Raw genomic sequence first — 24,990 nt, 5'->3', positions numbered from 1 at the left:
TCAATTAAGGGGCAGGGGGGCGTTGTTGATATATTTACATTTGGTGGGACACGTAGAGCAAAAGTGAAAATATTAACAACGTCCCCCGCTGCCCTTTGCTTAGTGTCATTCATGTGCCACTCGTGTCCGAGGCGCACCTTTGGGGTGCGCCCCTTGAGATTGTCCTTTTTTTGCGCCACGCCCCTGAATTTCTCAGCGCTTGTAACCGATACGACGCAGCAGGTCGCGCCGCTCCTGCCGGTCCTCGTCCGTTTCCACCCCTTTGGGCGGCAGCCCGTCGATGACCCCGAGGATCCCCCACCCCTGGAGTGTTGAGGCAACGATTACCTGGAGCGGGTTTGCCGTGGCACAGTAAATCCGGCACACCTCAGGGCAGTTCTTGATCTGGTTGAGCACGTTTATGGGGTAGGCGTCGCGCAGCAAAATGCAGAAGACATGACCGGCGCCTATGGCATTGAGCACCTGCACACATCCCTGGACCAACTCCTCGTCGTTCCCCTCGGTCCTGATCAGGCACGGTCCGGATGCCTCGGTAAAGGCGACTCCGAAGCGGGCCTGCGGTACCGTCGTGGCGATGACTTCGTACAGGTCTTCGGCCGTCTTGATGAAGTGTGTCTGCCCTATGATGATGTTACAGCCCTCGGGATACTCGATTTTTACGTCGTGTATTTCCACGTTCATGGGTTTCTCCCTTTGATTGAGAAGGTGATCAGCGCCGTTCCAGCACTTTGCTTTTCCTGTGTTTTACCGTGCCGTTTCAGATGCCGAGGCCCGCTATGGTGGCGCCGCATTCAGGACAGGCCCCGTTGCGTATCCTGTTGGTATTGATGGCAAAACCGTAACGCTCGATTAGAAGGGCCGAACAGGAGGGACACCAGGTGTTCTCTCCGCCCTCACCGGGCACGTTGCCTTCATAAACATAGTGCAGGCCGGCGGCGCGGCCGATCTCACGCGCCCTGCGCAGCGTGTCCACCGGGGTCCGTGGCCGGTCGGTCATCTGGTAGGTAGGGTAGAACTGGGTCACGTGCCAAGGGGTATCGACCCCCAGGTTTGTGACGATGAATTCCGCTATTCCCTTCAGTTCCGCCTCGGAGTCGTTCAGTCCCGGTATGATCAGCGTGGTCAGTTCCAGCCAAATCCCCTGCCTGCGATACTCGATGATAGAGTCGAGGACTTCGGAGAGACGGGCATGGACAACGTCCCGGTAGAAGCTCTCGGAGAAACCTTTGAGGTCGATATTGGCCGCATCCAGGCAGGGCGCGATCATGGATAGCGCCTCCTTGCTTATGTAGCCGTTGGTGACGAAAACGTTGCTCAGGCCGGCTTCTTTCGCAAGGATGGCGGTGTCGTAGGCAAATTCGAAAAATATGGTCGGCTCGGTGTAGGTGTAGGAGATGGAACGGCAGCCGGCATCGCAGGCCTTCTGTACGATTTCCAAGGGGGAGCGCTCGGTACCAATAATGGGGGCACCACGCTCAACTTGGGAAATGGTGTAGTTCTGGCAATGGCGGCAATGGAAGTTGCATCCAACCGTGGCTATGGAGTAGGACCTGGTCCCCGGCATGACATGGAAGAGCGGTTTTTTTTCGATCGGATCGTCATGCTCGGCGCAGAGTTTGCCATAGACCAGGCTGTAGAGTGTACCATCACGGTTTTCACGTACGGCGCAGATGCCACGGGCGCCATCGGCGATGTGACAGCGGAAGCGACAAAGGTTGCAGCGCACTGTGTTCCCTTCTCCCCGCTCGAAAAACAGTGCCTCTTTCATGGCTCCCCCTGCGTTTCCCACGTCAAGTTCCGGTTTTTTTCGCTTCTGCGTACCCTTATCTAGTGAATGTGGATCCGGCTCACGTCAGGCGCGGAGATCTGGTAGGCTCCGTCTCCTGTTTCTCCGTGGAAGACGGCACTCGTCCGTATCTTGAGTTGGAGGCGACGCCCTGATTTAAGCAGCAGATCGGCCGGCACCGTATCGCCACTGACAGGGCCAAGGTCTACTTCTTTCAGGTCGTGGAAGAAGACGCTCATGTCTCCCGCCCCTCGTTTCCCCTCGAGAAAGACCTTGCCGTTCATAGAAAACCTGCTCAATTCGAGTTTCATTCCGGAGCGGTCGGTAAGCTGCACCTTGATGTTCTCATCCGTTTTGGGTACCTCTCCCTCCGGTGCGCCCCCCAGGCTACCCATGCCCATCAACACGGCGGTTGTTACAAGAACCAGCGCGGCAGTCATAAGGTTTCTCATACCGTCTCTCCTTTCCATCGTAAGATTTGATGCGGCTCGCACTGGACGGTGCTATGTAAAATAGGGGGATGGCATACAGTACGAGGGCTACCAGCATTAACCCGGCCTTTATTATCCCCTCCGTCCGTGAAATCTCTACGCAGGAAACGCCTGGTTGTAACTGTGACTTCAATGCCCTGACAGTATATCACTTTGCGATCGCCAGGTGCCTTGAGGTAAACAAGGGGGGATGGATGACACAGGTATGTCTCGAGCGGAATTCGCATGCCCAGTATTTTGGCTGGGGTGACCGGAGATCGCGGCATTGACATCGGCGATGCTGGAAGAAAGTGCTTGAAACATTACATGGATCTGGTTATATCTAGTCCGTGTTGAGCGGTGCGAAGGTGGGCGGTAGGAAATCATCTTGAAGAACGTTACAAGGCACTTGTGGGTTTTCCTGCGGGTGCTTTTTTATGTTGTAGTTGTGGGGAGTTGATGGAAATCGTAAAGCAGGAAATCGAGCGGTTGGACAGGGTGCATGAGGCGATCGGGCGCTACGCGGCGGACCGCCTGCAGACGATCGGGAGGCACGAGGCGTACACGAAGGAGCTGGAACAGCAGCGCCTCGCCTCGGTGGACTGGCGCGAGAAGAACGATATCGCGGAAAAACTGATCGAGCACGGGCACCACTCGCCGCGCAAGTACCTCCATGAATTCACCCAGCAGGCATCTCCTTACTTCGGCATCCTAGGCATCCACGACACCGACCGCAGGATCGGGAAGAAAGAGTACCTGATCGGCAACCAGACGCTCATGGACGGCCAGCGTGTGATCGTCATCGACTGGCGCAAGGCGGAGATCACGGGTCCCTTCTACGAGGGGTATGAAATAGGGGAGGAGTACGAGCTCACCATAAGGGGAGTGGAGAGGGAAGGGGTGATCACCCGCCGGGACAAGGTGACCATCACCAGGAAGGCCCTGCACCGGATCGAGACCCCTTCGGAGACCTACGAGCTGCGCGGCGACACGTGGCACAAGAACGGCTCGGCCGGCGAGTCGACCGCCGACACCAAGGAGCGCACCGAGGACCACCGGATGGTGGATTCCATCGCGGCCCTCATCTCTCCCGAACAGTTCCGCGCCATCACCAAGCTAAAAGACGGCGTGGTGGTGATAAACGGTGCAGCCGGAGCAGGGAAGACCACGGTCGCCCTCCACAGGCTCTCCTACCTCATGTTCGATGCCCCCGAGAGGTACCGCCCGGAGCGGTGCATCGTCCTCATGTTCAACCGGGTCCTGCGCGACTACGTGAAGCAAAGCAGCGATACCCTCCTCGGTCCGGTCCGGGTGGATACCTACAGCGCATGGTCCCTGACGGCGCTCGCAGCCCTAGGCGTGCACTCGTTGAAGACGGTCTTCGACGATTCCTTCGGGGCGCAGAAGAAAAGCAGCCGGGTTCCGGCCCTTCTCGCGAAATACGTGAAGGAGACCACGAAGATCGAGCCGGTCACCGACCTGTGGCGCTTCCTCATGCAGGATTACGTAGTCGCCGCACTTTGCACCGATTCCGGCGCTGAGTTCCAGCGTACGGCCCAGAGGAAGTTCGAGGCGAAGGAGCGGACCGTCTCGTTCTCCGATGTCAGCATCCTGCTTCGCCTGGCTCAGCTGCGTCGCCCGGCAGGGACAGTGGTGGTCGGGGCGCTGAATGCCTACGACCACATCGTGGTCGACGAAGCCCAGGATCTCTCCTCGCTAGAGCTGCGTACCATCGTGGCCGCTACCTCAGCTGCGCGAAGCATCACCATATGTGCCGACGAAAAACAGCAGATACTGAGTTTCCTCGACTCGCAGGGGTTCTCAAGCGTCATGGCCCAGCTCCACTCGCAGGGGCTGGAAAAGGAGAACCTGACCGTTTCCTACCGCTGTCCGAAGGAGATCGTCGACCTGGCCGCCCAGGTGAGCGGGAGGAGCGCCGACACCACCAAGGCCCATTCCGGTGCGCTCGATTTCCATGCCACGCGAAACGCCGCCGAGTCGATGGCGAAGATCCGGGAAGTCGTCGAGGCTATGGTGCAGGCCGCACCCGGCTCGCTTACCGGTGTCATCTGCAAGAAGAAGGCGGACGTCAAGGCGCTGCACGCTGCGCTCTCCGGCGTTCCAGGCCTGCACGCCGAAGGGGAGGTCTCCTTTTCGCCCGGGGTCCAGGTGATCCATGCTCACGCCATCAAGGGAGTCGAGTTCACCAACGTGATCCTCTACAACCCCAGTTCCTTCGACTACCGCCAGACCGACCCGGACCGAAACCTCCTGTACGTCGCCATCACCAGGGCGTGCAAGGCCCTTCACATCGTCCATCACCAGCCGCTGGCGCATGGGCTTCGTGACGGGGCTGCTGCCTGCCTTGCAGGACGGGCGTAACGTTCCGCTCACATCTCGTTGTCAGCAAAATTCCATCGTACTTTTCCCCATGCGGATGACCTCCCGGTAATCCTTCAACATGGTGACATGGCCGTTGTCATGCGCCATCATCGCCTCGAAAAGCTGCTTGAGTCCTGCGTCCTGGAAGTGCACCACGTTGGACATATGCAAAAGTGCCACCTGCTCCTCCAGACGGATGGCCAAGTCAAGGGCGTCTTCGGGAAACGGCGTCGAGCCGGTCAGCCGCTCGACGATTTCCTCCAGTTTTTTCAGGTTGGCGGACGCTTTGGTGACGTCGATCTTGACCGCTTCCATGCCGGTTCCTTGCAGCCTTATCGCCAGGTGGAACTGCTGGGCATGATTTTCCTCCTCGACTGCCGTCTTCTTGAACAACATGGAGAGGCTTTCGTCATCGGCAAAGAGATCGGAGAAATGGTGGTATAAACTCGCCACTTTCGACTCGAATCCTGCACACTGCTGCAAGAAGTGCAGTTGGTCCATGGGCAGCTTCAAGGTCTGTGCATTCTCTTTCTGCAGTATCTTCTGTCTACTGATCATGGGGAAATTCTCCTGACTTGGTGTCCGTATTTCACCTACGCTCCTCCAAAACGGCAACAGGGGACCAGCTAAAATAGCTGGTCCCCTGTTGCTTATTGGCTGCAATACCGGGATCGAACAAGCGATGCCGGCGTCAATGGTTACTTTACGGACACGACTTGTACCAGATAGAGTTAGGAAAATCAAGGGTTTCTCTGTAGGTGAAACGGGGTGAGGATCCTTCGAGTTCCAAACTGGTTGCCGCAATGATTCTGGACTGGTCATTTTTGACAATATTTCACTGTGACATAAAATCTTACTGTATTTGAATTCCCTTTGTTTGGAGACCACCGTTACTGCTTCTATCTCGCTTTTTCCCTGACTATGTCGGAGGCTTTATGGACAACCTTAAACGATGTGCCCGGCTGGTTTTTATCGCGATAGGTTTCTCCCTCTTGCTGCTGGGGTGTGCCGCACCACGGACTATCCAGACTCATCCCGCCCTCTCACAGAAATGTCAGAACATAAAGAGCATCGTTTTTGCCAAACCGGACATAAAGGTTTACCTCGTTTCCGCCGGTGGCGTCCCTGAACTTATGGATGAATGGTCGAACCTCGCAAGTGACAACGTCACCAAGGCCCTGCTCGCCCAGTTCGAAGGTTCCGGCACCAAAATATCGGTGCTGAAGACGGACCCTCAAAATGAGCAGGAGATGAAGGAGGTACTCGCTCTCTTCCCGGTGGTGAGTAACGCCATCATGTACCATGCCGCTCCGGCTCAGCCCGGATTTACCCAAAGCGCCCCGACGACGTACGAGACAGGCGCAGACTACTCGGTCGGGCCGATCCCCAAGATCCTGGATCCGGCTGGGGCCGATGCCCTGCTCCTCGTCCACGGCGTGGACCAGTATGCCAGTGCCGGGAAAAAGGCGGTGAATGTCCTCGGCACCGTCTCGGGCGTGATGATGTCGGCGTTCACCGGGATCGTCGTCGTACCGAGAGGGGAGGGGACGACCCTCAGGATAGCCCTCGTTGACCGCAATGGGACCGTCCTCTGGCACAACCTTAAGGGCGGTTCGACGAACCTGCGCGACCCGGACCAGGCAAAAGGTTTCGTCGAGGTGGCTCTCGACGAATTCCCGGGACTGAAGAAATGATCAGGCTTTGCCTCATCGTCGTGCTACTTGCGCTTTGCTGTCCGGCCTCCTTCGCGGCGGCAGGTGCCGGCCCGGCATACCCGCAGGATGACGATGAGCGGCGGCTTTGGCTGCGGGCCGACGAGGAAGTGAAGAAGCTGAACGACAGCAGCCAGATCTACAAGAACGCGGAGATGGAGCTTTACCTGGACAATGTTGTGAAGACGCTGCGCACAAGGGAGGAACTCGCGGTCTTGCCCCTCAAGTTCCGGATCATCAGGGAGCACTCCTGCAACGCCTTTATCTTCCCCAACGGCAGCGGCTACATCAATACCGGCATGTTGGCGAATATGGAGAACGAGGCGCAGCTCGCCACGATCCTCGCCCACGAAAGCATCCATGCCATCAATCGCCACATGCTGAAGGAGTTTCGCGACACAAAAGACAAGAGTGCTCTTTCGACGGTGCTCGGGATGCTGACCGGGAACCTCCTGACCCCTCTGGGAAACCTGGGAGCGCTTGCATCCATGAAGGGATACTCCCGCGAGCTGGAGGCCGAAGCCGACCGCGAAGGGTTCCGGTTGCTGATGCGGGCAGGTTATGATCCCTACGAGGCACCCAAGGTCTTCGGCGCACTGCAGAAGGAGGCCAAGGTGGAAGATCGCAAAGAGACCTTCTTCTTCGCATCGCATCCGATGCTCCAGGCGCGGATCGATAACTTCAACGCTCTGCTCGCCCTTGAGGCAAACGGTAAAAAGGGGAAGACCAACGCCGAGGGGTACCTGCGTACCTTTGCCGTACTGCTGCTTGAAAACGCGGAGATGGACATGAAGGCGGGGCACTTCGAGAGGGCGCAGGACTGCATCACGCGTTATATCTCCGCCCGTGGCGAGGATGCACGGGCCTGCCTGCTCATGGGGGAGACTTTCCGCCGCAACAGCAGCCATCCCGACCTGGTGAGAGCAAAAGAGCTGTATCAGAAGGCGGTCCGGCTGGACCCGCTGTATCCCGAGCCTTACCGCATGTTGGGCCTTATTGCCTACAAGGAAAAGGACGCGGAGCTTGCACGTAAGTCACTTGGTGAATATCTGAAGCTGCAACCTGGTGCTCAAGACCGCGGCTACATCGAGGGGATGCTGAAAAACCTGCGTTAGGGGAGGCCATAAATGAAAAGGGTGCTGCTGGTGATGGTGCTTGTTCTCCTTGGCGGCTGTGCGACAACCAAGCCCGTGGCGGAAAACCGGCCTTTTTCGGTGACCCAACCGCCTGGCTGGAAAGAGCACAGGACCAACGCGCTGATGTCGGTCAGCAAGGAGTATCCAGCCCTGCAGAACGTGGATATCGCCAGGAAGGGACTCCAGGAGGAGAAACAGTTTACCCACACGAAGCGACGGGTGACTTCGGGGATGCTGCCGCAGGAGCTGGCCGAAGTCGTCATCGACGAATTCCAGTCGGACCAGAACTTCCCCGTGGACGCGGTGGAGGAAAATGAACCCGCGATGATTGGTGGGGAGCCCGGTTTTCGCGTCCGCCTGACTTACAGCACCAAAACCGGATTGAAGTATCGCGCCGAGATCTACGGCTTCGTACACGATAACTGGTACTACCAGATCACTTACTCGGCGCCGGCGCGCTATTATTTCGCAAGGGATCTCCCGGCGGTGCAGCAGATGGTAAAGTCCTTCACCCTTGCCAAGGCGCAGTGAGAAGTGCCTCGAGATACACGGAGGAGAGTGCCATGAGTGATGACCCGTTAAGCATCGAAACCAAAGGGGTGACGGTGCAGTTACTTGCGAGTGTAGATCTTGGTCCCGAGATAGAGGGGATGGCGGGGCGCGAACTGCGCATGCGCATGGTGACCATAGAGCCTGGAGGCGTCTTCGGCCCGCTGCATGACCATATAGACAGGCCTGGCACCGTCTATATTCTACAGGGAACCATCACCGACCACCGAAACGGCATAGCCACGGACTACGGTCCGGGGGTAGGCTGGCCCGAAGACAGGAACACCATGCACTGGCTCGAGAACAGAGGCACGATTCCCGCTGTGGAGATTTCCGTCGATATAGTCAGGAAAGGGTGAGCTAGAGGGCTTGGGAGCGGGTTTGTATGGAAGACAAGCTTGAGGAGTACAAGCTCGAAGAGGACATAAGCGTCCACATCTTTACTGCTTCGGCCGCGATGGTTGGTGTCTGCCTTACCGTAATCGGCCTGGTACGCGTCTTCATTACCATTAAGCGCATCGATACGCTGGCGGATGACATTTTGGCTGTCGCGTCGCTTATCTTTCTTACCTCGTGTTTACTGTCCTATTGGGCCTTGAGAACCAGAAAGCGGCAGCGCATGTACAGGATAGAGCGGGTGGCAGACGCCGTTTTTATCTTCGGTTTGCTGCTGATGGTGGTCGTGTGCGGGATCATTACGTTCATCATAGAGTCCGTTTGATTTCAACTCTTTAATTCTCTTGTCCCTGTCCGCGAACACTTGATCGTTCGAGAATCATCCCCTCAGATGCACAGTCTTTTCGTGAAGGACGATGGCGCAGCGGAACGAACTGTCGTTGTCGGCGTAAGTGGCGACGGCATCACATGTCCGGATCAGTCTTTTCAGATGCAGGGTCAGCTTCTTTATCGACTCCGCGTTGAGTCTGAACGTCAGGGGCATCGCCTCGACCGGTGTCCCTTCAGGAGCATCATCCGTCCCGAAATAAAGAGTAACCGGTTCCAGTTCCTCATGGCCTAAGGCGTATGACCGAAACCTTTCGATCACTCGTCGCCTTTGGTTTTTCGTCGTTGAAGGGTAAAACCAAAGGGCGAAGCGCGTTGCGCCTTTGTCGACGGAAGACGAGAGCACCGATTCAAAAAGTGATGCAGTTATTTGTCCCTTGATGGTTTTCATCGCTTCATTGTTTATGTTATTTCGCCCCGCCAGTCAAGCCAATCCAACGGCCCGGCCCCCCATTTATGCATGGAGCAATACATCGAGCCATGCGTTATCCCCTTAGGGTTCGATGGAGCAACGTATCGCACGTTGTGTCGCTACCTATCGCACGATGTGCCATGACCTGTTGCACGAAGTGCCATGACCTATCGCGCGATGTGCTAAGACCTATCGCGCGATGTGCTACGACCCATCGTGCGATGTGCTACGACCCATCGTGCGATGTGCTACGACCCATCGTGCGATGTGCTACGACCCATCGTGCGATGTGCTACGACCTATCGTGCGATATGCTACGACCCATCGTGCGATATGCTACGACCTATCGTGCGATATGCCATGACCTATCGTGCGATGTACTACGACCTATCGTGCGATATGCTACGACCTATCGTGCGATATGCCATGACCTATCGTGCGATGTGGCATGGCCTATCGTGCGATGTGGCATGACGTTTGGGCTTGATGGAGCAACATGTCGCGCGAACTGCCACGACGCCTGGACCTGATGAAGTGTCGTAAGGCAGTACGTAAGTGTGTGGAGGTCTAAGCGGGGGCGGGGGCAAGGTGCAACGGGCTAGGTAGGCATGAACAAAGTGGAAAGGCTCCCTCGATGCCATGCTTTTGCCATCGAGGGAGTGGGTAGCCACGGACCTTGATGCTCCCTAAGACGAAGACGAGGAGGCCCTTTTCCTCTTGGGGGTGGCGACCACTTCGACTCCTGCCTGCAGCAGAGCAGGGATGTCGTCATCCGTAGCCACCACCTGGAGATAGGCGGCGACCTTCTTGAACAGGTCAATCATTACTTTGAAGGATTTGTTCCGCATTACAATGGCGACGCGATCGTAGTTGATGGCACTGTTGTACTTTTGCTCCGCGTCATCGATCGCTGCTTTGATCACCTCCAGAGGAACCGCCTGCTCGGCCGCTTTTTTGTACAACGACAGTGAGGCCAATCCGCCGTAGTACCGTTGGCAGTTGCTGAGGACCGTCGAAGCTTTACCGGCTAATTCATACTTTAGATGTAGCATCGTCACCTCCGTTTTTTGATGGTTAGAGTTGGCTAACGCTGCTGCCGTCTAATATAGCTAAGTCCCCACGGTTGTACAGCGTGTGAGGCAATTAAATTGAATCCTCTTCAGCTTTAATATTGAGAGGAGGAAACGGGGGAACGTGATGCCATGATCACAGCTTCGAGGCACGCGAACTGAAACTTTTCAGGAATTTCCGAAGAGACTTCGCAAAAAGGGGGGGGCTACGGCAGGGTTACGCAAAGAAAAAAGGCCAGGCAAAATGCCTGGCCCTTCTGATTGATGGTGGAGCTACGCGGGATCGAACCGCGGACCTCTTGAATGCCATTCAAGCGCTCTCCCAACTGAGCTACAGCCCCATCTGATTGTAAAGGAAGAAAAAAGAGGTTAGGCCGTTGCCTAACCTCTTGATCTTTTGGTGCCGAAGACTGGAATCGAACCAGCACACCCTTTCGAGTACTAGAACCTGAATCTAGCGCGTCTACCAATTCCGCCACTCCGGCTTGCGAGAGACCTACTTATAGCATCGGACGCCTTCCCGTGCAAGAAAAAAATGGCTGAATGATTATCTTTTTCGGCCGTGTCGGTTAACTGATCGAAAAAACGTAGGTGCTAAAAAGGGGGCTCGATGGCCCCCCCTCGGTGTCGCTTCTTTTATACGAATAACGTCGCTACTCCCTGACGAAGGTGTCCATGTCGGACTCGTCCACCATCGCCATGATGCGCGCGTACTCGGCCTCGATGGTGAGGAAGTGGTTGTGCGTCTCGTTGGCGTTCCAGAGGAAGATCTCTTTGATGGATGAGTCGGTGATTTTCGCCGCGGTCTCACGAAGGGCCTTCTCCAGCTGGGTCTCTTTCTCCATGGCGTACTCAAGCGCTTTCTGCTCGGTGAAGTCGGCACCTATCACCTTCTGGATGGAATTGATCCAAAGCGCTTCGTTCTGGGGAGGGGACGTTATGAACTCTTCGAACGACCCGAGCTCTTTCCCCTGGTAGGCCTTGAAGAACTGGGCCGCATGTTCCTTCTCTTCCCTGGCCAGCTGTTCGAAGAGCCGCTTGGCTTCCTTGTCCTTCATCTGCTGTGCGCCGATCTGGTAGAAGTTCATCGCGTTCTTCTCGGTCTGGATGGCTTGCTTGAGTGCGTCCTGCATGTCTTTCATATAACCCTCCTGTGTCTTTGGATATCATTAAATTGTCGGTGTAAACATTATATGGGGAGTTGATTGGTTGTCAACCAGACCGCTTTGCTGATTTTCGCTGTGAGGGCAGGGAAGGGGTTACTGTCGATTGGATGAGTGATATGTAATGTTGTAACTTCGGGATGCCGTGGAGGAGTTGTGAGGCGAAGCGGTTGTAATTGATCTGCTGAAGAACAGGGAAAACAATGGCTGTGACTGTAAATCGCAGAGCAGGGAAGGGTAAGAACAAAAAACGCCCCAGCTGTAAAGCTGGAGCGTTGTGTTTGTGTGGTGCCGAAGACGAGACTCGAACTCGTACAGGCTATCGCCCGCCACCCCCTCAAGATGGTGTGTCTACCAATTCCACCACTTCGGCGTTGAAGAGCCATTCTTTTATCATTAGCTTGGCGCGAAGTCAACAAAATAAACCCAGGTTGTGGAATTTTGTCAGCTCGCGTACTGGTTCATTTACTTCCCACTGCGGCGCGGCGAGCCGGTCGGGATAACTGGTCCTTCCGTCGGGTCTCGCTGTGGCGTCCCCTGCGCCCAACGCTCGTGCAGCGGCGACGTCAGCGGGATATCGGCTCCTTCCGCGGGGTCGCGCCCCGGTGTTAAGTCCATGCTTTCGAAGCGGCTGCTTATCGTGCCCTGGTGCTGTCGGTCGAGTGCTTCGGCTGCGTTCGATCTGGTGTGTCTTTTCATATGACCTCCTTTCCCCCTTTCCCCCTTCGCCAAGGCTACGGGGGACAGGCGCCAAGGCTACGGGGGACAGGTACCCCCTTTGCGGAGGCTATGCTGGACAGGTACCCCTTTCGGGGAGGCGCGCTACTGGGGACAGGGGGCTGGTGGTCTTGCACCTGGACCTCCTGTCCTTTTGCCTGTAGTTATTTTACTCCGGTTGTGGTGAGGGGTGCCAGAGGGTAGGGGGAGGGGGGAGGGCAAAGTGGGGAGCGGAAATGAAAAAAGGGCTACGGTGTGTACCGTAACCCTTTGATCTTTTCTGGTGCCGAAGACGAGACTCGAACTCGTACAGGCTATCGCCCGCCACCCCCTCAAGATGGTGTGTCTACCAATTCCACCACTTCGGCAGGAAGAACCAGACTTTTAACATTACTGGTTAGAGATGTCAACAGCAAATCTCTAATTAATTACTTTGCCGGTGCTGCGGGTGCCGCCGGTGCCGCCGGTGCTGCGGGCGCGCCAGGTGCTGCCGGTGCGGTAGCGGGTGCACCCGGTTTCATCGGCTGCTGCAGCGGCATGCCGCCCATGGGGGCCGGCTTGGCCTTGGGAGCCTTGGACATGATGGACGAACCGCCGCCTTTGCCGGAGATGAAGGCGAGGGAGAGGGAGGTCAGCATGAAGATTACTGCGGCGTAAGTGGTCAGCTTGCTCATGAAGGTGTTGCCACCGCCTGCGCCGAACACGGACTGGCTGCCGCTGGCGCCAAACGATGCCCCCATCTCGGCCCCTTTGCCGGACTGCAGCAAAACGACCACGATAAGCGCGAAACAGACCATGACATGCAGAGTTACCAGTAGAATAGTCATTAAAAAACTAACCTCCGAAAGTGTTCAAAGAGACTGCGAAAAAGTCTTCTTAACATACAAAGAGTCTATTTAACATACTTGTTCAAAATTACCAAGCACTATTCACCAAACCGGACGATCGAGGCGAACGAGGCCCCCTTGAGGCTCGCACCTCCCACCAGGGCGCCGTCGATGTCGGGGCGACTCATGAGCCCCTTGACGTTCTCGGGCTTCACCGAACCGCCGTAGAGGATGCGTACCTTGTCGGCCGCGTTTTTCCCAAGCAACTGCGCTACGACGCCGCGGATGAAGGCGTGCGCCTCCTGCGCCTGGTCATCGGTGGCTACCTTGCCGGTGCCGATGGCCCAGACCGGTTCGTAGGCGATGATGACCGCTGCGAACTGGGTTTCCGTGAGCCCTTCGAGCCCCCCCTTCAACTGGCGCTCCAACACCTTAAAGGTGTTGCCGGCCTCGCGTTCCTCAAGGGTCTCGCCGATGCAGAAGATCGGCACCAGGGCACCCTTGAGCGCCGCCTTGATCTTCTTGTTCACCGTCGTGTCGGTCTCGCCGAAGTACTGCCTGCGCTCGGAGTGGCCGATGATGACGTGGCTTGCACCGGCGTCGAGCAGCATGCGCGGAGATACCTCGCCGGTGTAGGCCCCTTCCTCTTCCCAGAAGACGTCCTGGGCGGCGAGGTTTATGCCGGTGCCGGCAAGAGCGGCGGGGAGGGCGGGGAGCACGGTGAATACCGGCGCCACCACGATCTCGACGTTATCAACGCCGGTGACCAACGGCGCGAGCTCCTCGATCAGGGCGAGCGCCTCGTCCTTCGTTTTGTACAGTTTCCAGTTGCCTGCTATGACCGGCTTGCGCATCTAATCCCTCCTCAATGACAGATCAGAATAAAATGTAGGGTTCAGAAAGGGGCGAGGTCGAGGGCTTTGACTTGTCAGCCGCAACCCTCGCCTCGCCCTCGTCTTTTACTTGTGCCCCTTGTCCTCGAGGACCTTGATGCCGGGGAGCTTCTTACCTTCCAGAAGCTCGAGGAAGGCGCCGCCGCCGGTGGAGATGTAGCTGATCTTCGCGTACTCGCCGGCGCGGTGCACCGCGACGTCGGTGTCGCCGCCACCCACTATGGTGAGCGCGTAGGAGTTGGCCACGGCGGAGACCATGGCGAAGGTGCCCCGGGAGAAGGCGTCCATCTCGAAGACACCCATCGGGCCGTTCCAGACGATGGTCTTCGCGTTCTGCAGCGCCTCGGCGAAGAGGGTGACCGTGGCGGGGCCGACGTCGAGCGCCATCCACCCTTCCGGGATCTCCTGGATCGGGGTAACCTTGGTCTCGGCGGCCGGGTTGAACTGGTCCGCCACGACGCAGTCGACCGGAAGGTAGAACTTGACCCCCTTCTGACGCGCCTTCTCGTAGGTCTTCATCGCGGTCTCGATCAGGTTGTCCTCGACCAGCGACTTCCCTACGTTGTAACCCATCCCCTTCAGGAAGGTGAAGGCCATGCCGCCGCCGATGATGATCTTGTCCACCTTGTCGCACAGGTTCTCAAGCACCTCGATCTTGCCGGAAACCTTGGCGCCGCCAAGGATGGCGACCAGCGGGCGGATCGGGTTCTTCATCGCCTTCTCGAAGTAGTTCATCTCGTTCTTCATCAAAAAGCCCGCAGCGACCACCGGGAAAAAGTCGGTGATCGCCTCGACGGAGGCGTGGGCGCGGTGCGACACCGCGAAGGCGTCGTTCACGTACACCTCGCAACCGTTGACGAGGGCCTTGGCGAAGTCGGCGTCGTTTTTCTCCTCGCCGTTGTAGAAGCGGACGTTCTCTAGCATGACCACGTCGCCGGGCTGCATGGCGTCGATCATGGCGCGCACTTCGTCACCGATGCAGTCGACGGCGAGCTTCACCTCCTTGCCCAGAAGTCTCGAAAGACGCTTCGCGGCCGGGGCCATGGAGTACTTCTCCTTGCGCTCCCCCTTAGGGCGCCCCAGGTGCGAGGCAAGCACGATCTTCGCCTTGTTGTCCAGCGCGTAGTTGATCGTGGGGAGTACCGCACGGATCCTCGTGTCCTCGGTGATGTTCTGGTGCTCGTCCAGCGGCACGTTGAAGTCGACGCGCATGAACACTTTCTTGCCGGCAAGGTTTTCGATTTCATCGATGTAGCGAATTGACATGATTCCTCCTCGTTGCACTAAAAATAAACGGGGGGGCGACTGCTCCCCCCCCGCGGTTTGTCATAAGCTCCGCGCCTGTCAGAGCATGATTCTCATAAGCCCCACCACGCGGCTGGAGAAGCCCATTTCGTTGTCGTACCAGGAGATGACCTTGACCATGGTCCCGTCGATCACCTTGGTGCAGGAGGCGTCGACGATGGAGGAAAGGGGGTTGCCGTTGAAGTCGGTGGATACGAGCGGCTCCTCGCAGAAGCCGAGGATCCCCTTGAGTGGCCCGTCGGCGGCGGCTTTGAGCGCCGCGTTCACCTGCTGCGCGTCCGTCGTCTTCGAGAGCGTGGCGACAAGGTCCACCACGGAGACGTTCGGGGTCGGCACGCGGATCGCCATGCCGTCCAGTTTCCCCTTGAGGGCCGGAAGCACGAGGGATACCGCCTTGGCTGCGCCGGTGGTGGTGGGGATCATGGAGAGGGCCGCCGCTCTTGCGCGGCGCAGGTCCTTGTGCGGCAGGTCGAGGATGTTCTGGTCGTTCGTGTACGAGTGGACCGTGGTGACGAGGCCCCTCTCGATGCCGAAGCTGTCCTGGAGCACCTTGGCGACCGGGGCAAGGCAGTTGGTGGTGCAGGATGCGTTGGAGACGATATGGTGCTTGTTCTTGTCATACTCCTTGTCGTTCACGCCGAGCACGACGGTGAGGTCGGGGTCGGTGGCGGGAGCCGAGATGATCACCTTCTTCGCCCCGGCGGTCAGGTGCTGCGCCGCCTTCTCCCGCGCGGTGAAAAGGCCGGTGGATTCGAGGACGATGTCGATCCCCATATCCTTCCACGGGAGCTCGGCGGGGTTTCTCACCGCGAGCACCTTGATCGCCTTGCCGTTCACGACGATGGTGTCGCCGTCGACGGAAACTTCACCGGGGAACTTGCCATGTACGGAATCATACTTTAACAGGTGCGCCAGGGTCTTGGCATCAGTCAGGTCATTGATCGCAACAAATTCAAACTCTTGCGTGCCCGCAGCTGCCCTAAGTACACAACGTCCGATTCGGCCGAATCCGTTAATCGCCACTCTTAAAGCCATGTGCTCCTCCCGTTAATTAAGTATTCCTTCACAATTGGGCATACTAACAGCCGATGGGGTGGTCGTCAAGATTTTATTCAAGATAATTCCGGGATTGTCGATAGCGATGAAGAGCCGGTACAGGCACGGTTTTTACGGTTAATCGAGAGCTTGCGATCGGTATTTTATCGGTGAATAAATACACATAATAATTGACTTTTCGCAGAAGTATAAATTATGCTGGCGTGGACCATGATGCGCACCATTTTCCACCACGCTGGCTGCTGGACATTTACTTGATGAAAATGACACTGGAAAAACGCATCCTTCTCTTCTCCTTCCTGATCCTCTTCCTTACTATCTTCATTAGTTCAGGTATGGACATCATGGCGTTGCGCAAGGACCAGGTGAGCGCGCTCAACCTGCGCTCCAAGGGGCTCGCCGTGGCGCTTAAGTCCAACATCGAGAAGGTGTTGAACCTGGGGCTCGAGCTGAAGGACATGACCGGGGTCTCCGAGAAGTGCCGCGAGATCATCGAGGGGAATCCGGACATCGCCTACTGCGTGGTGACCGACCTCGATGGGCGCGTGCTCTTCGCCAGCGATCCCCGTTTCATCGCCATGCCGCTGCAGCCGCAGCCGCAGAAGGAGGAGTCGCGCCCCGGTGACGAGCCGGTCTACAAGCGGCGCGTCTCCATGGTGTTCGACGGGGCCCACAACTCTTATTACGACAACGCCATCATGGTGATGAGCCCCTACGGCAAGCCGATCGCCCAGGCGCACGTCGGTTTCAGCGAACAGGTCGTCTTCGACAAGATGCGCGGCATGGTGTTGAAGACCCTCCTGCTGCTCGCCTTCTCCCTGATCACCTCCTTCACCCTCATCATGCTCTTCATGAGGCGCTACGTCACCCAGCCGATCTCGGTCCTTTTGAAAGGGGTGAAGCAGATCTCCGAGGGTGCCTTCGACACCCATATCGGCGAGGTGCAGGTCGACGAGTTCAACGAGCTCGCGAGAAACGTGAACATCATGTCTCAGTTCCTGAAGAACAGGGACGCCGAGATCAAGAAGAACTACCAGGACATGGAGCGGACCTTCGAGGAACTGCAGGCCTCCTACCGCAAGCTCGAGACCCTCTCCACCGACCTCGAGCGCTCCGAGGAGCTGTACAAGTCGCTCATGGAGGACGCAAGCGACGCCATCGTGGTGATCGGGGCGGACGACTCGATCCGCATGGTGAACAAGATGGCGGAGGAGTTCTTCGGCTACGAGGCGAAGGAGCTCGTTGGGCTTCCGCTCACAAAGATGCTCCTGCTTCTGAATATCGGCAACATCCCTAAGGTGCACCGGATCTTCCGCGAGGCCTCCGAGGGGGCGCACATCGCCGAGGAGATGCAGCTCTCCAAGAAGGAGGGGGGCGCCATGGTCGCCATGCTGCACGCCTCCAGCATCAAAAGCGGCTCCGAGACCCTGGTCCAGGCCATATTCCGCGACGTTACGCGCGAGCGCGAGATCATCCTGAACCTGGAGAAGAGCTCCGCCGACCTCGCGCGCCTGAACCGGATGAAGGATTCCTTCCTGGGGCTCGCCTCGCACGAGCTGAAGACGCCGCTCACCGTCATCATGGGGTACTCGGAACTCATCACCACCGATCTCGCCGACAAGGTGGACAAGACGGTACTCGAGATGGTGGTGAACATCGCCAACGCCGCCTCGCGCCTCGACAACATCATCAAGGACATGGTCGACGTTTCCATGATCGACGAGAAGAGGCTGCAGTTGAAGGTGGAGGACATCCAGCTGAACCGTCTCATCGAGGCCTCGGTGAACGAACTGCGCTTCTTCTTCTCGATGAGAAAACAGGAGGTGGTGCTGAACCTCGACGAGTCGCTCCCTTCGATACGCGGCGATGCGCTAAGGCTCATGCAGCTACTCTCGAACATCCTTGGAAACGCCATCAAGTTCACCCCGGACGGCGGGCGCATCACGGTGAGCAGCTCCGCGAAGTACCTTTTGCGCGGCCCCGCTGGGTCGGCGGAGGGGCGCGAGCATCACCTGTTCCTGGAAATCACCGTCACCGACACCGGTATCGGCATCGACCGCGAGGACCAGCTGCGCGTCTTCGACAAGTTCTACGAGGTGGGGAACATCCAGGAGCACTCAAGCGGCAAGGTCGCCTTCAAGGCGAAGGGGGCGGGGCTTGGCCTCTCCATCGCCAAGGGGATCGTCGACATGCACGGTGGCGAGATCTGGGTCGAGTCCACCGGCTACAACCCGGAGCGCTTCCCGGGCTCCACCTTCCACATTCTGCTCCCGCTGGCACCCGGTCTGGGCGAGGGGAACACCGACTACAGCAGGCTCCTGCGTTAAGCAAAACTCAGCAACTTCATCTTGAATCCGCCACCCGTTTCCTGTATAAAAATAAGGTTTTTCTGCCGTTCATGAGCCCCGTACGGGCGATGCGCGAATTCTCGGAGGGATGGATGAGGCTCAGCCTCCTGGCAAGTGGCAGCAAGGGGAATTCCCTGTTTCTGGAAACCGATGCCTGCCGTTTGCTGATCGATGCCGGCCTCTCCGGCCGGGAGACGATGACCCGGCTCGCCTCGATCGGCGTCGACGCCGACACCCTGGACGGCATCATGGTGACGCACGAGCACGGCGACCACATCCGCGGTGTGGGAGCGCTCGCCCGGCGCCTGAAGATTCCGGTGCTCTGCTCGAGCCTCTTGCTGCAGGCGGCTGGCCACGCCATCGGCAAGGCCGAGTTCATCGAGTTCGAGGCCGGTTCCTCCTTCGCCTTCAAGGGTGTGTCGGTCGACCCCTTTCCGGTCACCCATGACGCCTGCGATCCGGTCGGTTTCCGCATCGAAAGCGGCGAGGGGTGCATCGGTTTCGCAACCGATCTCGGGATCGCCACCCGGCTCACCCAGGAGAAGCTCAAGGGGTGCCGCGCGCTGGTCCTAGAGTTCAACCACGACGAGCAGATGCTGCAGGACGGGCCGTACCCATGGCATCTGAAGCAGCGCATCCGCTCCCGCCACGGGCACCTCTCCAACACGGAGGGGGCGAACCTTTTGGAGGAGATTCTGCACCCAGAGCTGCAGGGGGTCTTCCTCTCACATCTCTCCGAGGTGAACAACGATCCGGCGCTGGCCTTTGCCGCCGCCGACGGGCTTTTAAAACGCCAGAACCTGTGCGGCCCCGACCTCTTCGTCGGCTGCCAGCACAAGGTCTGCGGCGTATTCTCCGCTTGATCCTTTGCGCCGGGCGTCGGTAGGGGAGTCCTCCCCAGTGACGCGCGGTGCAGCTGTTTTCGCCATACCAAAAACTAGACATGCAAGAAGGGGGAACTATTCGTGATCGAACGTTACAGCCGTCCTGAAATGACCCGCATCTGGGAACCGGAAAACCGCTACCGCAAGTGGCTCGAGATCGAGATCTACGCCTGCGAGGCGCACGCCGAGATGGGGCGCATTCCCAAGGACGCCGTCGCGCGCATCCGTGCCAAGGCGAGCTTCGACGTGGAGCGCATCGACGAGATCGAGCGCACGGTAAAGCATGACGTCATCGCCTTTCTCACCTCGGTTGCCGACTACATCGGCGACGACTCCCGCTTCGTTCACCTGGGGCTCACCTCCTCCGACATCCTCGACACCTCTTTCGCCATGCTCCTCAAGGAGGCGGGCGAACTGATCATCTCCGACATCAAGCGTCTCATGGCGGTCATCAAGACCCGCGCCTTCGAGCACAAGATGACCCCGCAGATGGGGCGCTCGCACGGCATCCACGCCGAGCCGGTCACCTTCGGCCTCAAGATGGCGCTTTGGTACGACGAGATGGCCAGGAACCTGAAACGCATGGAAGCGGCCCTGGAGACCATCTCCTACGGCAAGATCTCCGGCGCGGTCGGCACCTTCGCCAACATCGACCCGCAGGTCGAGGAGTACGTCTGCAAGAAGGCAGGCCTCAAGCCCGCTCCCTGCTCGACGCAGGTACTGCAGCGCGACCGTCACGCCGAGTACTTCACCACCCTCGCCATCGTCGCCTCCTCCATCGAGAAGTTCGCCGTCGAGATCAGGCACCTGCAAAGGACCGAGGTGCTCGAGGCCGAGGAGTTCTTCAGCAAGGGGCAGAAAGGGTCCTCGGCGATGCCGCACAAGCGCAACCCGGTACTCTCCGAGAACCTGACCGGTCTTTCCCGCCTGATGCGCGGCTACGCCCTCTCCGCCATGGAGAACGTGCCGCTTTGGCATGAGCGCGACATCTCCCACTCCTCGGTAGAGCGCATCATCGGCCCGGACGCCACGGTGACGCTCGATTTCATGCTGAACCGCGCCATCGGGCTCATCGAGAACCTCGTGGTTTACCCCGAGAACATGATGAGAAACCTGAACCAGATGCGCGGCCTCATCTTCTCCCAGCGCGTGCTTTTGAAGCTCGCCGAGGCGGGTGCTTCCCGCGAGAAGGCGTACGCCCTGGTGCAGAGAAACGCCATGAAGGTGTGGGAAGAGGGTAAGGACTTCCAGACCGAGCTCTTGAACGACGAGGAGGTGGCCAGTTTCCTCCCCCCCGAAGAGATCAAGGAAGCCTTCGATCTCGGTTACCATCTGAAGCATGTCGACACCATTTTCACGAGGGTCTTTGGTGGATAGCATCCTGTACTACCTGGCGCCCGACGAGATGGATCCCTTCCTTCTCTTCTGGGGCAAGCAGGCACTCATCTCCGCCGTCATCATCGGCGTTTTCTACCTCCTCTCCAGGCTGGCGCAGCAACTGCTGACCAAGGTCGGCACGCGCCTTTGCTCCTTCACGGAGACGGATCTCGACGACAGGATCCTTGAGCGGGTCTCCGGACCCGCCATGCTCCTCGTCAACTGCGCCGGTCTGTACCTTGCCATCAGGCGTCTTCCGCTGCACGACCGGATCGGCATCATCGCCTCGGGGCTTCTCTTCGTGGTGAACATCTCCATCCTCACCGTCATCGCCTACCGCGCCCTCGACGAACTGTTGAAGGCCTACGGGGCGCGGGTGGCCGGTGCCGAGATGAGCCGGCAGCTCATGCCGCTCGTGGAGAAGCTCTGCACCATTTTCCTGGTGGTCACGGCGCTCATCATCACGCTCAAGCACTTCAACTACGACATCCTCTCCCTGGTCACCGCCCTGGGCGTCGGCTCCCTCGCCATCGGTCTCGCGGCGAAGGACACCCTGGCGAACATGATCTCCGGGTTCACCCTGATGATCGACCGCCCGTTCCGCATCGGCGACCGGATCACGCTCGGCACCCAGACCGGGGACGTGATGGACATAGGCCTTAGGAGCACCAAGATCAAGGGGCTCGACAACACCCTCCTGATCATCCCGAACTCCGAGCTGTGCAACTCCAACCTGATCAACATGGCCTTTCCGGACATGCGCGGCAAAGGGAGGGTCAACATCGGCATCGGCTACGAGTGCGACGTGGCGCGCGCCAAGGAGATCATGGTGCAGACCGCCCTCGACGTTTCCGAGGTGTTGAAGGACCCGGCCCCGGAGGCGTTCTTCGTGAACTTCGGGGACAGCGCCCTGAACCTCTCGCTCTTCTTCTGGGTTCCCGAATACACCCAGGTCTTCGGCGCGCAGGACAAGATCAACAGCGCGCTCCTCAATAGATTCCAGGAAAACGGCATCAACATCCCGTACCCGACGCGGACGGTCATCTATGAAAAGGACACCAACAATGCCCCACAGGATTGAGATCACCCTAAAGGACGAGGTCCGCGACCCGCGCGGCGAACGTATCAAGCGTGAGATCGGACACTTCCTCCATCTCGACGTGGCCGAGGTACGCACCATCGACGTCTACACGGTCGATGCCGTGCTCTCCGCCGACGAGCTGGCGCAGGCTGCCGCCGGCCCCTTCAGCGATCCGGTCATCCAGGACTACTCAATCGACAAGCCCGCCGCGGCAGGCTTCGACTTTCTGGTCGAGGTCGGCTTCCGCGCCGGTGTGACCGACAACGTCGGGCGCACCGCCAAAGAGGCGATCGGCTACCTGCTCGGGCGTCAGCTGGCGGCGGGGGAGGGGGTCTACACCTCGGTACAGTACCTTCTCTCCGGCAAACTGACCCAGGCCGATGCGGAGAAAATCGCCACCGGGCTTTTGTGCAACACCCTGATCCAGCGCTACCAGATCCTCGACGCCGCGACCTTCAAGGCGCAGGGGGGCGTCGCTCCCTTCGTGCCGAAGGTGCAGGCCGAGGCGAAGGTCGAGGTGAACACGGTGAACCTCGAGGTCTCCGACGAGGAGCTGATGCGCATCAGCCGCGACGGCGTGCTGGCGCTCACCCTCGACGAGATGAAGATCATCCAGGCGCACTACCGCGACTCGAACGTGGTCGAAAAGCGCAAGAGCCTCGGGCTCGGCGCGGCACCCACCGACGTCGAACTCGAGGCGCTGGCGCAGACCTGGTCCGAGCACTGCAAGCACAAGATCTTCTCCGCCGACGTCACCTACGAGGACGGCGAGGGGAATACCGAGAAGATCAACTCCCTCTTCAAGAGCTACATCCAGAAGACCACCGCCGACGTACGCGCGGCGCAGGGGGACAAGGATTACTGCCTCTCCGTCTTCAAGGACAACGCCGGCGTCATCAAGTTCAACGACGACTGGTCCCTCGTCTTCAAGGTCGAGACGCACAACTCCCCGTCGGCGCTTGATCCCTACGGCGGGGCGCTCACCGGCATCGTCGGCGTGAACCGCGACCCGTTCGGCACCGGTAAGGGCGCGAAGCTCATCTTCAACACCGACGTCTTCTGCTTCGCCGATCCCTTCTACGAGAAGGAGCTGCCGAAGCGCCTTCTGCACCCGCGCCGCATCTACGAGGGTGTCGTCGAGGGGGTTGAGCACGGCGGCAACAAGAGCGGCATCCCGACCGTGAACGGCTCCCTCGTCTTCGACGAGCGCTTCGCAGGGAAACCGCTGGTATTCTGCGGTACCGCAGGGCTCATGCCCGCCGCCATCGCGGGGGAAGCGTCCCACGTGAAGAAGATCGTCCCGGGCGACCTGATCGTCATGACCGGCGGCCGCATCGGCAAGGACGGCATCCATGGTGCCACCTTCTCCTCCGAGGAGCTGAACGAGAACTCGCCGGTTTCCGCGGTGCAGATCGGCGACCCGATCACCCAGAAGCGGATGTTCGACTTCCTGATCCGCGCCCGCGACAAGGCGCTCTACCGCTTCATCACCGACAACGGGGCAGGGGGGCTTTCCTCCTCCATCGGCGAGATGTCCGAGGAGTGCGGCGGCTGCGAGCTCGACCTCTCCAAGGCGCCGCTCAAGTACCCGGGTCTTGCCCCCTGGGAGATCCTCATCTCCGAGGCGCAGGAAAGGATGAGCCTCGCCGTTCCCCCGGAGAGAATCGACGAGTTCATGGAGATGGCGAAGCGCTACGGCGTCGAGGCCACCGTGCTCGGCACCTTTACCGATTCCGGCATCTTCCACATGCTCTACGGCGAGAAGACCGTGGCTTACCTGCCGCTTTCCTTCATGCACGCGGGGCTTCCCCCGATGCAGATCCCGGCGCGCTGGGAAAAGCCGCTGCACGAGGAGCCGAAACTCGAGGTCTCCGGCGACTATACCGGCGACGTCAAGGCGCTCCTCTCCTCGCTCAACATCTGCTCAAAGGAGAGCGTGGTGCGCCGCTACGACCACGAGGTGCAGGGCGGTTCCGTGGTCAAGCCGTTCACCGGTGTCGACAACGACGGTCCGTCTGACGCCGCCGTGGTCCGTCCCGTGCTCGACTCCTTCGAGGGGGTCGTCGTAGGGCACGGCATCTGCCCGCGCTACAGCGACATCGACGCCTACGACATGGCGGCAAACGCCATCGACGAAGGGCTCAGGAACTACGTCGCCGTCGGCGGCTCGCTCGACCTGGTCGCCGGTCTGGACAACTTCTGCTGGTGCGACCCGGTCCTCTCCGACAGGACCCCGGACGGCCCCTACAAGATGGCGCAGCTCGTGCGCGCCAACAAGGCGCTCTACGACTACTGCACCTTCTTCTCCATGCCGCTTATCTCGGGCAAGGACTCGATGAAGAACGACTTCTACGACGGCACGACCAAGATCTCCATTCCGCCGACCCTCCTCTTCTCGGTCATCGGCAAGATGGAGGATGCGCGCCTCGCCGTCACCATGGACGTGAAGCGCGCCGGAGACCAGGTGTACCTGCTGGGCGCCACCGCGAACGAGCTGGGCGCTTCCGAGTACCTGGTGCAGAAGGGCTTCGTGGGGAACAACGTGCCGAAGGTCGACGCTGCGGCAGCACTCGCCACCTACCGCGCCTACGGTGCCGCCCTGAGCGCGGGGCTCGTTGCTTCCTGCCACGACCTCTCCGACGGCGGCCTTGCCGTTGCCGCTGCCGAGTCAGCCTTCGCAGGCGGTTTCGGGATCGAGCTCGATCTCGCCAAGGTTTCCTTCAAGGGGGATGCGGCAGGGAAGAGCGACGTCGTGCTCCTCTTCTCCGAGTCCGCATCGCGCCTTCTGGTGACGGTGCGTCCCGAGAAGGCGGAGGCCTTCGAAAAGGCGATGGCGGGGACCGCGTTCGCGAAGATCGGCGCGGTGACCGAGGAGCCGGCCCTGAAGGTGAAGGGGCTTTCCGGCGGCGTGGTGGTGAACGCCGCGAACGCCGAGATGAAGGCCGCCTGGCAGGCGCCTTTGAAGGACCTGTAGCTCCATATCGCAAATCTTTTATATGCAGAAAAAAAGCGGGTTATGCCATAATGGCTGGCGTTGTG

General features: G+C 59.0%; 23 protein-coding genes and 4 tRNA genes. 11 read left to right on the top strand and 16 right to left on the bottom strand.

Going from position 1 to position 24,990, the window contains the following annotated elements; translation table 11 throughout:
• Positions 1–192: 192 nt before the first annotated feature.
• The 3 genes from E8L22_RS13825 to E8L22_RS13815 all read right to left on the bottom strand — a co-directional run bounded on the left by E8L22_RS13825 (position 193) and on the right by E8L22_RS13815 (position 2,238).
• Positions 193–681 (bottom strand): adenosine-specific kinase, encoded by a 489-nt coding sequence (locus E8L22_RS13825; protein ID WP_136525721.1) that lies wholly within the window; start codon positions 679–681, stop codon positions 193–195.
• Positions 682–757: 76 nt separating this feature from the next.
• The gene (gene amrS / locus E8L22_RS13820) at positions 758–1,768 is read right to left on the bottom strand and encodes an AmmeMemoRadiSam system radical SAM enzyme (RefSeq protein ID WP_136525720.1); all 1,011 of its coding nucleotides are present in this window, start codon (positions 1,766–1,768) and stop codon (positions 758–760) included.
• Positions 1,769–1,827: 59 nt separating this feature from the next.
• A complete protein-coding gene (locus tag E8L22_RS13815) occupies positions 1,828–2,238 on the bottom strand; it encodes a hypothetical protein (RefSeq protein ID WP_136525719.1) in 411 nt (136 codons plus the stop codon).
• Between the two features lie 477 nt (positions 2,239–2,715).
• Here E8L22_RS13815 and E8L22_RS13810 point away from each other — a divergent pair, with 477 nt between their 5' ends.
• Entirely contained in the window at positions 2,716–4,638 is a 1,923-nt protein-coding gene (locus E8L22_RS13810; RefSeq protein ID WP_136525718.1) for a UvrD-helicase domain-containing protein, read from the top strand.
• Between the two features lie 21 nt (positions 4,639–4,659).
• Here the strand turns inward: E8L22_RS13810 and E8L22_RS13805 are convergent, their stop codons facing one another.
• A complete protein-coding gene (locus E8L22_RS13805) occupies positions 4,660–5,196 on the bottom strand; it encodes a ferritin family protein (protein WP_246044646.1) in 537 nt (178 codons plus the stop codon).
• 377 nt (positions 5,197–5,573) lie between these two features.
• On the opposite strand from E8L22_RS13805, the gene E8L22_RS13800 reads away from it, so the two are divergent.
• Genes E8L22_RS13800 through E8L22_RS13780 form a run of 5 tightly spaced genes read left to right on the top strand, consistent with a single transcriptional unit; the run spans position 5,574 to position 8,756 of the window.
• Positions 5,574–6,332 carry a hypothetical protein gene (locus E8L22_RS13800; protein ID WP_136525717.1) on the top strand — a complete coding sequence of 253 codons (759 nt, stop codon included), beginning with the start codon at positions 5,574–5,576 and terminating at the stop codon, positions 6,330–6,332.
• The gene (locus tag E8L22_RS13795) at positions 6,329–7,465 is read left to right on the top strand and encodes a M48 family metallopeptidase (protein ID WP_136525716.1); all 1,137 of its coding nucleotides are present in this window, start codon (positions 6,329–6,331) and stop codon (positions 7,463–7,465) included. The genes E8L22_RS13800 and E8L22_RS13795 overlap by 4 nt, the downstream gene beginning before the upstream one ends.
• Before the next feature lie 12 nt (positions 7,466–7,477).
• The gene (locus E8L22_RS13790) at positions 7,478–8,017 is read left to right on the top strand and encodes a hypothetical protein (protein ID WP_136525715.1); all 540 of its coding nucleotides are present in this window, start codon (positions 7,478–7,480) and stop codon (positions 8,015–8,017) included.
• 32 nt (positions 8,018–8,049) lie between these two features.
• Positions 8,050–8,394, top strand: a complete 345-nt coding sequence (locus E8L22_RS13785) for a cupin domain-containing protein (protein ID WP_136525714.1) — start codon at positions 8,050–8,052, stop codon at positions 8,392–8,394.
• Positions 8,395–8,420: 26 nt separating this feature from the next.
• Positions 8,421–8,756 carry a hypothetical protein gene (locus E8L22_RS13780; RefSeq protein ID WP_136525713.1) on the top strand — a complete coding sequence of 112 codons (336 nt, stop codon included), beginning with the start codon at positions 8,421–8,423 and terminating at the stop codon, positions 8,754–8,756.
• A 54-nt stretch (positions 8,757–8,810) separates the two neighbouring features.
• Here the strand turns inward: E8L22_RS13780 and E8L22_RS13775 are convergent, their stop codons facing one another.
• From E8L22_RS13775 to gap, 12 genes are all read right to left on the bottom strand, one after another.
• Entirely contained in the window at positions 8,811–9,209 is a 399-nt protein-coding gene (locus tag E8L22_RS13775) for a hypothetical protein (RefSeq protein WP_136525712.1), read from the bottom strand.
• Between the two features lie 707 nt (positions 9,210–9,916).
• Positions 9,917–10,282 (bottom strand): hypothetical protein, encoded by a 366-nt coding sequence (locus E8L22_RS13770; RefSeq protein WP_136525711.1) that lies wholly within the window; start codon positions 10,280–10,282, stop codon positions 9,917–9,919.
• 283 nt (positions 10,283–10,565) lie between these two features.
• Positions 10,566–10,641: transfer RNA gene (locus E8L22_RS13765), tRNA-Ala, on the bottom strand.
• A gap of 57 nt (positions 10,642–10,698) precedes the next feature.
• Positions 10,699–10,785, bottom strand: a tRNA-Leu gene (locus E8L22_RS13760).
• Between the two features lie 168 nt (positions 10,786–10,953).
• A complete protein-coding gene (locus tag E8L22_RS13755; protein WP_136525710.1) occupies positions 10,954–11,442 on the bottom strand; it encodes a ferritin-like domain-containing protein in 489 nt (162 codons plus the stop codon).
• A 307-nt stretch (positions 11,443–11,749) separates the two neighbouring features.
• Positions 11,750–11,836, bottom strand: a tRNA-Leu gene (locus E8L22_RS13750).
• 92 nt (positions 11,837–11,928) lie between these two features.
• Positions 11,929–12,162 carry a hypothetical protein gene (locus tag E8L22_RS13745; protein WP_136525709.1) on the bottom strand — a complete coding sequence of 78 codons (234 nt, stop codon included), beginning with the start codon at positions 12,160–12,162 and terminating at the stop codon, positions 11,929–11,931.
• 299 nt (positions 12,163–12,461) lie between these two features.
• Positions 12,462–12,548 (bottom strand) — tRNA-Leu (locus E8L22_RS13740).
• A gap of 60 nt (positions 12,549–12,608) precedes the next feature.
• Positions 12,609–13,007 (bottom strand): preprotein translocase subunit SecG, encoded by a 399-nt coding sequence (gene secG, locus E8L22_RS13735; protein WP_136525708.1) that lies wholly within the window; start codon positions 13,005–13,007, stop codon positions 12,609–12,611.
• A 98-nt stretch (positions 13,008–13,105) separates the two neighbouring features.
• Positions 13,106–13,861 carry a triose-phosphate isomerase gene (tpiA, locus tag E8L22_RS13730; protein WP_136525707.1) on the bottom strand — a complete coding sequence of 252 codons (756 nt, stop codon included), beginning with the start codon at positions 13,859–13,861 and terminating at the stop codon, positions 13,106–13,108.
• 105 nt (positions 13,862–13,966) lie between these two features.
• The gene (gene pgk, locus E8L22_RS13725) at positions 13,967–15,166 is read right to left on the bottom strand and encodes a phosphoglycerate kinase (RefSeq protein ID WP_135869628.1); all 1,200 of its coding nucleotides are present in this window, start codon (positions 15,164–15,166) and stop codon (positions 13,967–13,969) included.
• Positions 15,167–15,244: 78 nt separating this feature from the next.
• Entirely contained in the window at positions 15,245–16,240 is a 996-nt protein-coding gene (gene gap / locus E8L22_RS13720) for a type I glyceraldehyde-3-phosphate dehydrogenase (RefSeq protein WP_136525706.1), read from the bottom strand.
• Between the two features lie 278 nt (positions 16,241–16,518).
• On the opposite strand from gap, the gene E8L22_RS13715 reads away from it, so the two are divergent.
• From E8L22_RS13715 to E8L22_RS13695, 5 genes are all read left to right on the top strand, one after another.
• A complete protein-coding gene (locus E8L22_RS13715; protein WP_136525705.1) occupies positions 16,519–18,588 on the top strand; it encodes an ATP-binding protein in 2,070 nt (689 codons plus the stop codon).
• A gap of 113 nt (positions 18,589–18,701) precedes the next feature.
• Positions 18,702–19,472: an MBL fold metallo-hydrolase gene (locus E8L22_RS13710; protein ID WP_136525704.1), complete on the top strand. Its 771-nt coding sequence runs from the start codon at positions 18,702–18,704 to the stop codon at positions 19,470–19,472.
• A gap of 102 nt (positions 19,473–19,574) precedes the next feature.
• Entirely contained in the window at positions 19,575–20,870 is a 1,296-nt protein-coding gene (gene purB / locus E8L22_RS13705) for an adenylosuccinate lyase (protein WP_136525703.1), read from the top strand.
• A complete protein-coding gene (locus E8L22_RS13700; RefSeq protein WP_136525702.1) occupies positions 20,863–21,951 on the top strand; it encodes a mechanosensitive ion channel family protein in 1,089 nt (362 codons plus the stop codon). The genes purB and E8L22_RS13700 overlap by 8 nt, the downstream gene beginning before the upstream one ends.
• Positions 21,935–24,925 (top strand): phosphoribosylformylglycinamidine synthase subunit PurS, encoded by a 2,991-nt coding sequence (locus E8L22_RS13695; RefSeq protein ID WP_136525701.1) that lies wholly within the window; start codon positions 21,935–21,937, stop codon positions 24,923–24,925. Before E8L22_RS13700 ends, E8L22_RS13695 begins: the two co-directional genes overlap by 17 nt.
• Positions 24,926–24,990: the final 65 nt, after the last annotated feature.

Source organism: Geomonas ferrireducens, from assembly GCF_004917065.1.
Classification (GTDB): Bacteria; Desulfobacterota; Desulfuromonadia; order Geobacterales; family Geobacteraceae; genus Geomonas; species Geomonas ferrireducens.
Note: the sequence above shows the minus strand (reverse complement) of the source record. Positions and strands in the feature narration are given on the sequence as shown.

Excerpts from the sequence above, each read along its gene's own strand:
- E8L22_RS13825 (WP_136525721.1), bottom strand. The coding sequence starts at position 681 with ATGAACGTGGAAATACACGACGTAAAAATCGAGTATCCCGAGGGCTGT.
- pgk (WP_135869628.1), bottom strand. The coding sequence starts at position 15,166 with ATGTCAATTCGCTACATCGATGAAATCGAAAACCTTGCCGGCAAGAAA.
- E8L22_RS13755 (WP_136525710.1), bottom strand. The coding sequence starts at position 11,442 with ATGAAAGACATGCAGGACGCACTCAAGCAAGCCATCCAGACCGAGAAG.
- E8L22_RS13795 (WP_136525716.1), top strand. The coding sequence starts at position 6,329 with ATGATCAGGCTTTGCCTCATCGTCGTGCTACTTGCGCTTTGCTGTCCG.
- secG (WP_136525708.1), bottom strand. The coding sequence starts at position 13,007 with ATGACTATTCTACTGGTAACTCTGCATGTCATGGTCTGTTTCGCGCTT.
- E8L22_RS13780 (WP_136525713.1), top strand. The coding sequence starts at position 8,421 with ATGGAAGACAAGCTTGAGGAGTACAAGCTCGAAGAGGACATAAGCGTC.
- E8L22_RS13815 (WP_136525719.1), bottom strand. The coding sequence starts at position 2,238 with ATGAGAAACCTTATGACTGCCGCGCTGGTTCTTGTAACAACCGCCGTG.
- E8L22_RS13800 (WP_136525717.1), top strand. The coding sequence starts at position 5,574 with ATGGACAACCTTAAACGATGTGCCCGGCTGGTTTTTATCGCGATAGGT.
- E8L22_RS13745 (WP_136525709.1), bottom strand. The coding sequence starts at position 12,162 with ATGAAAAGACACACCAGATCGAACGCAGCCGAAGCACTCGACCGACAG.
- E8L22_RS13715 (WP_136525705.1), top strand. The coding sequence starts at position 16,519 with ATGAAAATGACACTGGAAAAACGCATCCTTCTCTTCTCCTTCCTGATC.
- tpiA (WP_136525707.1), bottom strand. The coding sequence starts at position 13,861 with ATGCGCAAGCCGGTCATAGCAGGCAACTGGAAACTGTACAAAACGAAG.
- E8L22_RS13770 (WP_136525711.1), bottom strand. The coding sequence starts at position 10,282 with ATGCTACATCTAAAGTATGAATTAGCCGGTAAAGCTTCGACGGTCCTC.
- gap (WP_136525706.1), bottom strand. The coding sequence starts at position 16,240 with ATGGCTTTAAGAGTGGCGATTAACGGATTCGGCCGAATCGGACGTTGT.
- E8L22_RS13790 (WP_136525715.1), top strand. The coding sequence starts at position 7,478 with ATGAAAAGGGTGCTGCTGGTGATGGTGCTTGTTCTCCTTGGCGGCTGT.
- E8L22_RS13785 (WP_136525714.1), top strand. The coding sequence starts at position 8,050 with ATGAGTGATGACCCGTTAAGCATCGAAACCAAAGGGGTGACGGTGCAG.
- E8L22_RS13775 (WP_136525712.1), bottom strand. The coding sequence starts at position 9,209 with ATGAAAACCATCAAGGGACAAATAACTGCATCACTTTTTGAATCGGTG.
- amrS (WP_136525720.1), bottom strand. The coding sequence starts at position 1,768 with ATGAAAGAGGCACTGTTTTTCGAGCGGGGAGAAGGGAACACAGTGCGC.
- E8L22_RS13810 (WP_136525718.1), top strand. The coding sequence starts at position 2,716 with ATGGAAATCGTAAAGCAGGAAATCGAGCGGTTGGACAGGGTGCATGAG.
- E8L22_RS13710 (WP_136525704.1), top strand. The coding sequence starts at position 18,702 with ATGAGGCTCAGCCTCCTGGCAAGTGGCAGCAAGGGGAATTCCCTGTTT.
- E8L22_RS13805 (WP_246044646.1), bottom strand. The coding sequence starts at position 5,196 with ATGATCAGTAGACAGAAGATACTGCAGAAAGAGAATGCACAGACCTTG.
- E8L22_RS13695 (WP_136525701.1), top strand. The coding sequence starts at position 21,935 with ATGCCCCACAGGATTGAGATCACCCTAAAGGACGAGGTCCGCGACCCG.